Source organism: Streptomyces coerulescens (assembly GCF_042657965.1).
Lineage (GTDB): Bacteria > Actinomycetota > Actinomycetes > Streptomycetales > Streptomycetaceae > Streptomyces > Streptomyces coerulescens.
In genome coordinates this window covers 42,536-53,858 of record NZ_JBHSKM010000035.1, presented here as the reverse complement: position 1 = coordinate 53,858, position 11,323 = coordinate 42,536, and the positions used below count along the sequence as shown (strand labels likewise).

Annotated in this window: 11 protein-coding genes; 7 read left to right on the top strand and 4 right to left on the bottom strand. The window is 70.4% G+C overall.

Annotated elements, in window-relative coordinates; genetic code table 11:
- Positions 1-153 precede the first annotated feature (153 nt).
- On the bottom strand, positions 154-660 hold the full coding sequence (locus tag ACFPQ9_RS35080; protein ID WP_380862489.1) for an SRPBCC family protein: 507 nt from the start codon (positions 658-660) through the stop codon (positions 154-156).
- 395 nt (positions 661-1,055) lie between these two features.
- Here ACFPQ9_RS35080 and ACFPQ9_RS35075 point away from each other — a divergent pair, with 395 nt between their 5' ends.
- Complete coding sequence (locus ACFPQ9_RS35075; RefSeq protein ID WP_380862493.1) at positions 1,056-1,688, top strand: response regulator; 633 nt, start codon at positions 1,056-1,058, stop codon at positions 1,686-1,688.
- 109 nt (positions 1,689-1,797) lie between these two features.
- Here ACFPQ9_RS35075 and ACFPQ9_RS35070 read toward each other — a convergent pair whose 3' ends face one another.
- The 3 genes from ACFPQ9_RS35070 to ACFPQ9_RS35060 are packed head-to-tail and all read right to left on the bottom strand — an operon-like array spanning position 1,798 to position 4,815.
- On the bottom strand, positions 1,798-2,637 hold the full coding sequence (locus ACFPQ9_RS35070) for a hypothetical protein (protein ID WP_380862487.1): 840 nt from the start codon (positions 2,635-2,637) through the stop codon (positions 1,798-1,800).
- Positions 2,634-3,176 carry a SigE family RNA polymerase sigma factor gene (locus tag ACFPQ9_RS35065; protein WP_030960044.1) on the bottom strand — a complete coding sequence of 181 codons (543 nt, stop codon included), beginning with the start codon at positions 3,174-3,176 and terminating at the stop codon, positions 2,634-2,636. The genes ACFPQ9_RS35070 and ACFPQ9_RS35065 overlap by 4 nt, the downstream gene beginning before the upstream one ends.
- Positions 3,177-3,228: 52 nt before the next feature.
- Complete coding sequence (locus ACFPQ9_RS35060; protein ID WP_380862485.1) at positions 3,229-4,815, bottom strand: MFS transporter; 1,587 nt, start codon at positions 4,813-4,815, stop codon at positions 3,229-3,231.
- 210 nt (positions 4,816-5,025) lie between these two features.
- Here ACFPQ9_RS35060 and ACFPQ9_RS35055 point away from each other — a divergent pair, with 210 nt between their 5' ends.
- The 6 genes from ACFPQ9_RS35055 (at position 5,026) to ACFPQ9_RS35030 (ending at position 11,322) form a co-directional block, all read left to right on the top strand.
- The gene (locus ACFPQ9_RS35055; protein WP_380862483.1) at positions 5,026-6,792 is read left to right on the top strand and encodes an MFS transporter; all 1,767 of its coding nucleotides are present in this window, start codon (positions 5,026-5,028) and stop codon (positions 6,790-6,792) included.
- Positions 6,793-6,956: 164 nt separating this feature from the next.
- Positions 6,957-7,607: a class I SAM-dependent methyltransferase gene (locus ACFPQ9_RS35050; RefSeq protein WP_380862481.1), complete on the top strand. Its 651-nt coding sequence runs from the start codon at positions 6,957-6,959 to the stop codon at positions 7,605-7,607.
- 136 nt (positions 7,608-7,743) lie between these two features.
- A complete protein-coding gene (locus tag ACFPQ9_RS35045) occupies positions 7,744-8,691 on the top strand; it encodes an N-acetylmuramoyl-L-alanine amidase (protein WP_380862479.1) in 948 nt (315 codons plus the stop codon).
- 164 nt (positions 8,692-8,855) lie between these two features.
- Complete coding sequence (locus tag ACFPQ9_RS35040) at positions 8,856-9,635, top strand: single stranded DNA-binding domain-containing protein (RefSeq protein WP_380862477.1); 780 nt, start codon at positions 8,856-8,858, stop codon at positions 9,633-9,635.
- A 112-nt stretch (positions 9,636-9,747) separates the two neighbouring features.
- Positions 9,748-10,758: an LLM class F420-dependent oxidoreductase gene (locus ACFPQ9_RS35035; protein WP_380862475.1), complete on the top strand. Its 1,011-nt coding sequence runs from the start codon at positions 9,748-9,750 to the stop codon at positions 10,756-10,758.
- A 270-nt stretch (positions 10,759-11,028) separates the two neighbouring features.
- Positions 11,029-11,322: a hypothetical protein gene (locus ACFPQ9_RS35030; RefSeq protein ID WP_380862473.1), complete on the top strand. Its 294-nt coding sequence runs from the start codon at positions 11,029-11,031 to the stop codon at positions 11,320-11,322.
- Position 11,323 lies beyond the last annotated feature (1 nt).

The window sequence follows — 11,323 nt, the reverse complement described above, 5'->3', positions numbered from 1 at the left end:
CCCGCTAAGCTCGAAAGACCGTCTCTGACCAGCGGGAATGGTGAAGTACCACTGGAGTACTAGTACTCCAGCAGTAGATCGCAATCTTGCTGGTCAGGGCGATATGAAGACAGGCGCGGACACCGGCGGGGCCGCTCCCCTGCGGCAGAGATCTCAGGCCGGCGCAGCCGACGACATCAGCTCCTCCAGCTTGTTGAGGCTCTGCGTCCAGCCCTCCTCGTGGAGAGCTTGGCGCCGCTCGGTGGCGAAGTCGCCCTGGCTGATGGCCAACTCAGCCCGTGTACCACCGACGTCGCGAAGCGACAGCGTCACCACCGTCTCCCGATCCTCGGGATCGGGATCCTCCCACCGGAAGGTGTAGGACAGACGTGCCGGAGGGTCGACCTCAAGGAATTCTCCCACCAGGTAGAACAGATCGCCTTCCGGAGGCTGCATCGCGATCCGATAGCCACCTCCTGGCCGAAGGTCGCTTTCCACACTGGTGATGACGAATCCGTCAGGTCCCCACCACTTGGTGAGTTCCTGCGGTTCGGTCAAGGCTCGGAATACGACCGGGCGCCGTGCGCGCAAGACACGCTGCAGATGCAGTCTCAGCCCGCCATCGTGCGTCATCACGAACCTCCTCCAGCCGAAGGCGTCGAGATTGACTACCGCACCCATCCTAAGTACCCCAGCCATAGGCCGCGATCTTGCTGGTCAGGGGCAATGTGAAGACAGGTACGGCAACCGTTGATCATCGCGTGACGTGTGGCCGAACAAAGATCAAACGGAGGCCGCAGGCCATGGCGTGGACTCCGCTCGCCGTCCGACTGGCGACGACGCCACCAGCCCGCGCCCGCAACGGCCGCTACCTGCGGCAGACAGCCCAGACCTCATGAAGATCGGAAGAGCGTCAACGTTTCCAAGGGCCATCTCCACTCCTTTCCAGACCCTGCCGAAAGCGAATACCTCAATTGCCGCGCCGCGCGGAATCGTCAGGAGAGCAGCCGCCTTTTGCGTGGTGACCGTGAGGTCCGCATCAGCCCTGTGCGCCCTACGCTTGCCCCGTGAACGAGATGCCGCGGGATCACCGCCCCGCCAAGTCCATTCGGGTTCTGCTCGCCGAGGACCAGGGGATGATGCGCGGAGCACTCGCTTTACTGCTCGGGATGGAGCCGGACATCGAGGTCGTCGCGCAGGTCTCGGCCGGTGACACCATCGTGGACGCCGCTCTCACCCACCGCCCCGACGTCGCCCTCCTCGACATCGAACTCCCCGGTCTCAGCGGCCTCGACGCGGCGGCCGAGCTGCGGGACCAGGTCCCCGACTGCCGGGTGCTGATCCTGACGACGTTCGGCCGCCCCGGCTATCTGCGCCGGGCCATGGAGGCGGGCGCCGCCGGTTTCCTGGTCAAGGACGGCCCGGTCGAGGAACTCGCCGTCGCCGTACGACGGGTGCTCACCGGTGAGACGGTGATCGACCCCGCCCTCGCCGCGGCCGCCCTGAGCGCCGGCCCCAATCCGCTCACCGCCCGCGAACGCGACGTCCTCAACGCCGCCACGGAGGGCGCGACGGTCGCCGACATCGCCGGCAAGCTCCATCTGTCCGAGTCCACCGTCCGCAACTACCTCTCCTCCGCCATCGGCAAGACGGGCACCCGCAACCGGATGGAGGCGCTGCGGGAGGCGCGGCAGCAGGGGTGGCTCTGACCGGGAACCACCGCGAGCGGGCCGAGTCGAGCCGCGCTCCCCAGCTCCTCACCGCCACCGACTCGCCATCGCCACCGACTCGCCACCGCCACCGACTCGCCATCGCCGCCTACCTCGTCACCGCCACCGACTTGTACGCCGTCCCCTTGGGGGCGAGGCACACGAACCAGTTCACCGGGGAGCCGTCCGCCGGGCGGATGACGAAGTCGTCGCTGTTGTAGTCACCCGCCTCGGACACCACCGGGACTTCGGTCTTCGTGCCGTCCTGCCAGGTGCAGGTGACGTTGCGGGCGGTCACGGCGACCTGACCGACGACCAGACGCTCCGGGCCGTTCTCGGAACCCGGCTCCAGGGGGACCGCGACGGCTTCGATGTCCTTGCCGGACATGGTGTCCTCGGCGGTGAACGTGTCCTCGATCAGGACCTGGTCACTCGTCGCGTCCCCGTATTCGCGCCGCACGAAGTACGAGCTCCTGCCGATCAGGGCCGAGGCCTCGCGCAGGTCCGACGGGATGTGCCCGAACTCGGCCATCGCGCCCCGCTCCTCCCGCGCCTCGCGCTCGTTGCGCGGCGGCTCCCAGACGTCGAGGTACACCCGCCAGTCCTTGCCGGCATCCGTCCCCACCGCGAGCACGGTCCGCGCGGGCGTGCGCACGTCCGGCGCCGGTTCGGTGGGCGAGCCGGTCGCCGGCGAGGCCCCCCGGTCGCCGCCCCCGCCCGGAATGCCCGCCACCGCCAGGGTGCCCGCCGAGCCCACCAGCACCAGGGCCGTCGCCGTGGCCACGGCCCAGCGGCGGGCCCTGCGGCGGCGGCCGCCCCGAAGGACCGCGTCGTAGGGGGCTATACCGATCTCGACCTCGTCCGCGGCGTCGGCGAGCAGCAGGGCGATGTCCGTGTGGGTCATGTCGTGGCTGGTCATGCCGTGGTTCGTCTCCCGGTCCGCGCTCATCGGCTGCGTCCTCCCTGCGTCACCGTCTCGGCCAGTCCCGGTATGGCGCGGAGCTTCGCGATCCCCTTGGCCGCGTTGCTCTTCACCGCGCCGACGGAACAGCCCATCGCCTCCGCCGTCTGTGTCTCGGTCAGGTCCTCCCAGTAGCGCAGGACCACCGCCTCCCGCTGCCGTGGCGGCAGTTGGGCCAACGCCGTGAGCAGCGCGTCGCGGTCCTCGGCCTGGGCGATGCGGTCACCGGTGTCCGCCACCTCGCGCGCCAGTCCCGAGTCGTCCTTGGGCGCCAGGAACTCCCTGAGCCTTCTGCGGTGCTTGCGTGCGTGCGCGTTGATCATCACGCGCCGTACATACGCCTCCGGGTCGTCGGCCGAGCCGACCCTGCGCCAGGCCACATAGACCTGTTCGAGCGTCGACTGGACCAGATCCTCCGCGGCGTGCTGTTCCCCCGTGAGGAGAAATGCCGTCCGCAGCAGGCGTGGCCAGCGGCCGATGACAAAGCTCTGGAACTCCGAGTCCCGAGCCGCCTTGCGATCCCCCATGGGCACCTCCCTAGATATTCAAAGGAGTCCATGGAGCCCCCGGATCGTTGCCTCAGTCCGCGGAGGAGTTCGTGGAGGAATTCGCGGTGGAGTCCGCGGTGGAGTCCGTGGAGGAGGTCACGGTGGAGTCCGTGGAGGAGTCCGCGGTGGAGCCCGTGGAGGAGGTCACGGTGGAGTCCGTGGAGGAGTCCGTGGTGGAGGTCACGGAAGCGGTCTTGGGCGAGTCCGCGGCGGTCTTCCTCGGTAGCCACACCAGCATCAGCACCGCCCCCACCACCAGCACCACGGTCGACGTACGGAACACCAGCGCGTACCCCTCGGTCAGCGCCTCCGACGCCCCGCTGCCCCTCGAACGGGCCGCCGCGATCGTCGACATGACCGCGAGCCCCAGGGACCCGCCCATCGTGCGCGAGGTGTTGACCAGCCCCGACACCAGCCCCGCCTCCTCCGGCCGGGCCCCGGACGTGGCCAGGGCCGCCAGCGGGGTCGCCGCCAGGCCCGCGCCCAGCATCATCAGGACGCCGGGCACCATGATCGACGTCACATACGCGCCGTGCACGCTCAGCATCGACTGCCAGCCGAAGCCGACGGCCGCAACCAAAGTCCCCGCCGCCGCCACGCCACGCGGCCCGAACCCCCGCATGAGCCGCGGCGCCAGCTTGGAGCCGAGGATCACGGCCAGCGAGCTCGGCACCAGTGCCAGACCGGCCTCCAGCGGGGTGTAGTGGAGCACGTTCTGGGCGTACAGGGTCATGAAGAACCACATGCAGAACATCGCCGACCCGCACAGGAACATCGCCACGTTCGCCGACGCCACCGCCCGCACCCTGAGCAGCCCGAGCGGCATCAGCGGGGCCGCCGTACGCGCCTCGACGGCGAGGAAGGCGCCGATCAGCGCGAGACCGGCGAGCAGCGGCACGACCGTGTCCGGCGCCGTCCAGCCCGCGGCCTCCGTCTGTGAGATGCCGTACGCCAGGGTCGCGAGCCCGCCCGTCACCAAAACGGCGCCCGGAAGGTCCAGCCGCCGCCCGTCCCCCGCCCGGCTCTCGGCCAGCCAGAGCATCGCGCCGGCCAGCACCACCGCGCCCACCGGCACATTGATCAGCAGGACCCAGCGCCAGGACAGCAGGTCCACCAGCACTCCGCCGACCAGTCCGCCCGCGGCGCCGCCGCCCGCGCCGACGGCGGTCCACGTCCCTATCGCCCGCGCCCGGGCCGCCCCCTCCGGCACCGCGGCCGTGAGGATCGTCAGCGTCGAGGGCGCCAGCACCGCCGCGCCCAGCCCCTGCACGCCCCGCGCGGCCAGCAGCTGCCAGTCCTGCTGAGCCAGCCCGCCGGCCAGCGAGGCCAGGGTGAACAGGCCGAGCCCGACGAGGAACATCCGCTTGCGGCCGTACAGGTCCCCGGCCCGCCCGCCCAGCAGCATGAACCCGGCGAAGGCGATGGCGTAGGCGTTCACCACCCATTGCAGGCCCTGTGCGTCGAGTCCCAGATCGGCCCGCATCGACGGCAGCGCCACGTTCACGACGGCCACGTCGAGCACGACCAGGAACTGTCCGGCGCACGCGAGCGCCACCACCAGCCAGGTGGGCGGTGCGCTGCGGCGAGGGGCGCGGGTGACGTCGGCGGCTTCGAGCATGGGTGTCATGCTCTCAACGACCGACGCTCCTGGCATCAGGAATTCGACCTAGGCCCGTCCCGGGGGCGGCCTAGGACCCCGGACGGCCCCAGGTCCACCCGGGGCGGGCCTGGGACCGCCGTCGGTCGCCGTCCCAAGAGAAGGTCAAGAATTCGTTAGTGACCCAAAGCATCGGAATAGTTGCCCAGGCAGACGGAGTTCGATGTACACATGACACGAACGACGAACGAACAGCCCACCGGCAGAGCGGACACCGGCACCCCGGGCCCGTCCGGCGCCCTCGTCCCGGTCCTCGCCTTCGCGGGCATCGTTGTCGCGGTGATGCAGACCCTGCTCGTCCCGGTCATCAAGGACCTGCCGCAGCTGCTGAGCACCGCGCCCAGCAACGCCACCTGGGTCCTGACCTCCACCCTGCTCTCCGGCGCCGTCGCCACCCCGATCATGGGCCGCCTCGGTGACCTCTACGGCAAGCGGCGCATGCTCATAGCCAGCCTGTCTGTGATGGTCGTCGGCGCACTGATCAGCGCGTTCACCAGCACCCTGCTCCCCATGATCGTCGGCCGTACCCTCCAGGGCTTCGCGATGGGCGCGATCCCGCTCGGCATCGGCCTGATGCGCGACATGCTGCCCCGCGAGCGCCTCGGCTCGGCGATGGCGCTGATGAGCTCCTCGATCGGCGTCGGCGGCGGCCTCGCACTGCCCGCCGCGGCCCTGGTCGCCCAGCACAGCAACTGGCACGCCCTCTTCTACGGCGCCGCCGCCCTCGGCATCCTGTCCATCGCCCTCACCCTCCTCGTCGTACCGGAGTCCAAGGTCCGCGCGGAAGGCACCTTCGACGCCCTCGGCGCGCTCGGCCTCTCCGCCGGCCTCGTCCTCTTCCTGCTGCCCATCACCAAGGGCAGCGACTGGGGCTGGACGTCGACCGGCACGCTCGGCATGTTCGCCGGCTCGGTGGTCGTCCTGCTCCTGTGGGGCGTCTACGAGCTGCGCGCGAAGGCCCCGCTGGTCGACCTGCGCACCACCGCCCGCCCCGCCGTCCTCTTCACCAACCTCGCGTCGATCATGGTCGGCGTCAGCTTCTACGTCGTCTCCCTGGTCCTTCCCCAGCTGCTCCAGCTGCCGAAGGAGACCGGCTACGGCCTCGGTCAGTCGATGGTCGTCGCGGGCCTGCTCGTCGCCCCGCTCGGCCTGACGATGATGTTCACGGCCCCCGTCTACGCCCGCCTCTCGGCGAAGTACGGCCCCAAGACCACCCTGATCCTCGGCATGCTGATCATCGCGATCGGCTACGGCGCCGGCCTCGGCCTGATGAGCGCCCCCTGGCAGAGCCTGGTCATCGCGGTCGTCCTCGGCGCGGGCATCGGCCTCGCCTACTCCTCCCTGCCCGCCCTGATCATCGGCGCGGTCCCCGCCTCGGAGACGGGTGCGGCCAACGGCCTCAACACGCTGATGCGTTCCATCGGTACGTCGGTCTCCAGCGCCGTCATCGGCATGGTCCTGGCCAACACCGCGAACAACGTGGGCGGCGTCGAGATCCCGACCATGCACGGCTTCCGCGTCTCCTTCCTGATCGCGACCGCCGCCGTCGCCGTAGGCCTGCTCCTCGCCCTCTTCCTCCCCGGGCAGCGCCCGGCCGCCGCCCACACGCAACTGCGGGCCAGCAGCGAGGAGGACGCCAACCTGGAGCGCGCCGAGGAAGCCCTGCGCGGCTTCCGCGGCCGGGTCCTGGACGCCGAGGGCACCCCGGTCCCCCGCGCCAACGTCACCCTGATCGACCGCCGCGGCCGCCAGGCCGGAGCCACCCTCTCCGCGGACGACGGCAGCTACGCCCTCGCCGTGCCCACCCAGGGCGCGTACGTCCTGGCGGCCCGGGCCGACGGCCACGCCCCGCTCGCCTCTTCGGCGACGCACTCGGGGGACGACAGCGCGGTGGATGTGGATCTGGCGTTGCCTCCGGGTGCGGCTGTGACTGCGTAGCGCCCGGAGAGGTGCCGGGATGTGCCTCCGGCGGGTGCGGGTGCATCGTGGCTTGTCGCGCAGTTCCCCGCGCCCCCTTCGGGGCGCACCCCCCCGTCGGAGAGCTGACGGGGGGTGTGGTGCACCATGGGCGCCCAACCACTCGTACGACCGAAAGGGACCCCATGGCCCCGGCCCCCAAGCCCGAGATCCTGGCCGCGTTCGAGGCGGCGAAGGGCTTCATGCCCACGGGCGAGGGGCTCGCGCTCCACGCGGCGGCGGTCGAGGCCGGCCGCCTCGGCCTCCCCCTGCTGGAGGTCGGCACCTACTGCGGCCGCTCCACGATCCTGCTCGCCGACGCCGCCCGCTCGGCCGGCGTGACGGCCCTCACGCTCGACCACCACCGCGGCAGCGAGGAGCAGCAGCCGGGCTGGGAGTACCACGACCCGGAGACGGTCGACCCGGCGATCGGCCTCATGGACACCCTGCCGACGTTCCGCCGCACGCTGCACACGGCGGGCCTGGAGGAGCACGTGATCGCCCTGGTCGGCCGTTCCCCGCAGGTCGCGAAGGTCTGGGGCACCCCGCTCGGCCTGGTCTTCATCGACGGCGGCCACACCGACGAGCACGCGATCGCCGACTACGAGGGCTGGGCACCGCATGTCGCCGAGGGCGGCCTGCTGGTCATCCACGACGTGTTCCCGGACCCGCAGGACGAGTTCACGGGCCAGGCCCCGTACCGGGTCTACCTCCGGGCACTGGAGTCCGGCGCGTTCACCGAGGTGTCGGTGGCGGACTCGCTGCGCGTACTGAAGCGGACCGGCCCGGGAATCTGAACACGGGAATCCGAAGCACGCGAATCCGGACACCGGAATCCGAAACCCGGGAATCCGAACACGGGAGTCTGAACTCGGACGCGGCTCGGCCGTGGCCTTCCCGCGTCGGCCGCGGTCGGCCCGTATGGTGTCAGGCGTGTCGTACGTAGGTCCGGACTTCGATCCTCCCCAGCCCCGCCGCAGCCGCCGCCGCGTCCTCACCGTGGCGCTCGCCGCGCTGGTGCCCGGGGCCCTGCTCGGCTGGGTGATGTACGAGGCGGTGGGCGGCGACGGAGGCAGCTCCGGCAACGCGGCCGTACAGCCCTCGCAGGCCCGCTCGGACACGGCGCCGACGGACTCCACCACGAGCGACGACAAGCCGCCGGGGCCCACCCCCACCACGGACTCCACGTCCGCGCCGGCCGCCTCCGGCTCCCTCAAGGGCAAGGTCGTCGTCATCGACCCGGGCCACAACCCGGGCAACTTCCAGCACACGTCCGAGATCAACCGCAAGGTGAACATCGGGACCAACTGGAAGGAGTGCGACACCACGGGTACGTCGACGAACGACGGCTACTCCGAGGCCGAGTTCACCCTCGACGTCGCCCACCGCATGCGCACGCTGCTGGAGAAGCAGGGCGCCACGGTCAAGTTCACCCAGGACGGCGACCGTTCCTGGGGTCCGTGCGTCGACGAGCGGGCCGAGATCGGCAACAAGGCGCAGGCCGACGCTGTCGTCTCCATCCACGCGGACGGCGCGGGCGCCGGTCAACGGGGCTTCCACGTCATCCTCCCCGGCAAGGTGGACGAAGGCGCCGCGAGCACCGGCCCCATCGTCGCCCCCTCCCGCGCCCTCGGCGAACGCATCGCCGGCTCCTTCGTCCGCGTCACCGGCAACGCCCCCTCCAACTACATCGGCGACGGCACCGGCCTCGTCACGCGTAAGGATCTCGGCGGTCTCAATCTGTCAACGGTTCCCAAGGTGTTCATCGAGTGCGGCAACATGCGCGATAGCAAGGACGCGGCACAGCTCACCAACGGAGCCTGGCGGCAGAAGGCGGCGCAAGGGATCTCTGAGGGAATCGTGAGTTTCCTGCGGGGGTAGTGGTCCACGGGCTGATCCCGGCGGACAGCCGCGTCGGTCGGACGATAAGGTCGTCCGTACGATGAGGGGCCACCCCCGCGCTTCACACCGGGGCCTGACGGCGACATGGTGACAGCGACGCCTCCAGCGATGCCGATGTTGAGACGACTGACGAAGGACCTGAAGTGAATATCCGCTCCCTCACTCGAGGCGACGGCGTGGTGATCGGAGCAGCGGTATTGCTGTTCATCGCGTCGTTCCTCCAGCTCTACTCCGCCTCCGGCTTCAACGTTGACATCAACGGGTGGGAAAACCTTGGAGTCGGCTTCGGCACCTACCTGGGCGGGGTCATCGGTGCTGCCCTGATCGTTGTCAACCGCATCCTGCCCCAGCCGCGCAAGGTCGCCGGGCTGGACCTCGGGACGGTCGGTGTGTCGTTCACGATCCTCGCCGCGTGGAGCATGTTCTGGACCCTGGTGGACGTTCCGGAGGGCGGCAGCGCCGCAGCCGGGCTGATCCTGGGCTTCATCGCCGCCCTTGTCCTCGCCGCGGGCGCGGTCGCCACCCCCTTGGTCCCGGCCCTCCAGGCCGCGCTTCTCCCGGCACCCAGCCCCGCCGCTCCCCAGCCCTACGGCGCCCAGCCCCCCGGTGGTTACGGCTACCCGGGTGCGCAGGGGCAGCCGCAGCAGCCCTACGGTGGGCAGCCGCAGGCCGGGCAGCCGTTCGGGGGTGGGCAGCCGCAGGCTCCCGCGCCGACGGCCGGTGGGGACTTCTCCCCGTTCTGGTTCGCCGTGCCCGTGCCGCGGCCGCTGTTCGCGGAGGACGGCTCGCCGACGCCGATCGCCGAACTGGCGCCGGGCACCTGGTACCTGGCCGTCGAGCAGCGTGGCGCCACCCTGGTCGCGCAGACGCAGGACGGTCGCCGTGGTGTGCTTCAGGACACCTCGGGTATTCAGCGCGGCTGAGCCGCACAGCAAGCCGTACCGCGGCCCCTCACCCTTCCCGGTGAGGGGCCGTTGTCGTACAGTCGCCCTCCGGTCGATAGACCTGACGGACCGTCAGCAGGAGGGCAGGCTTATGCGGCTCGGGCTCGCACTCGGGTACTGGGGGCGCGGCCCCTCCCCGGACCACGTACCGCTCGCCCAGGAGGCCGAGCGGCTCGGCTACGACTCCGTGTGGACCGCCGAGTCCTGGGGCTCGGACGCGTTCACCGCGCTCACCTGGATCGCCGCGCGGACGTCGACGATCAGGCTCGGTACCGCCGTCGCGCAGATGGCCGCCCGCTCCCCGACGACCACCGCCATGCACGCCCTCACCCTCGACCATCTCTCCGGCGGGCGCATGATGCTCGGGCTCGGACTGTCCGGGCCGCAGGTGGTGGAGGGGTGGTACGGGCGGCCGTTCCCGAAGTCGCCGCTCACCGCGACCAGGGAGTACGTCGATGTCGTACGGCAAGTGCTGCGGCGCGAGGGGCCGGTGGCGCTGGACGGGCGCTTTCACTCCCACCCGTACAGCGGGCCGGACGGGACGGGGATCGGGAAGGCGCTGAAGCCGATCACGCATCCGCTGCGGGCGGACCTTCCTGTTCTGCTGGGTGCCGAGGGGCCCAAGAACGTCGCCCAGACCATCCGGATCGCCGACGGCTGGCTGCCGTTGTACTGGTCGCCGAGCAGGCCCGATGTGTACGGGGAGGCCGTCGGCGCGTTGCCCGACGACTTTCTCGTCGCTCCGCTGGCCCGCGTGCAGGTCTGTGACGACGTCTCCGAAGGGCTCCTGCCCGTCAAGGCCATGCTCGGGTTCTACATCGGCGGCATGGGGCACGCGGCCCGTAACTTCCACGCCGACCTCATGGCACGCATGGGGTACGAGGAGGAGGCGCGGCGGATTCAGGAGCTGTTCCTCAGCGGACGCCGGGAGGAGGCCGTGCTCGCCGTCCCGGACGCCTTCGCCGACGAGATCTCGCTCGTCGGACCGCGTGAACGCATCGCCGAACGGCTGGAGTTGTGGCGCAAGGGGCCGGTGACCGATCTGCTGGTCCTCTCGCCCGACCGGCCCACGCTGCGTCTGCTCGCCGAGCTCAACTCCTAACCGTAAATGAGGAGTTCTGATGCGTTCTGAGGCGTTCAGAGGAGTTCAGAGGCTTCACTGGAAGACCGAGATGGGGTCCAAGGTGAGTTCGCGGGTCGTGCCGTTCCAGGTGCGCACCCGGCCCAGACAGGTGGCCGGGAACTCCTCGTCCGCGGAGTAGCGGTCGACCCGGAACTCCTCCTCGCACGTTGAACGTAGCGACCGTTCACGTCTCGGGCCCGTGCCCCGCGGAACGGGTTTCGTTCACGCGTCAAGGGCAACCCGGAGGGCATGTCCCCTCGATATGGCAATGGTTCCCATCAGGCCGGGCGGGTCATCGCGATCGTCGCCGACGTCATGGCTCTGATTCTGGGCCTGTGGATTCTGATGTACCTGCTGGACGCCAACCAGGCGAACGACTTCGTCCAGTTCGTCCATGACGCGGCCCGCTGGCTGGCCGGCTGGTCGCACGACCTGTTCACGTTCGACGAGGAGTGGGCGAGGGTGGTCGCCGGTTACGGGCTCGCGGCGGTCGTGTACCTGTTCGTGGGTCACGCCATCGCCGGTCGAGTGCACCGCCACTGAG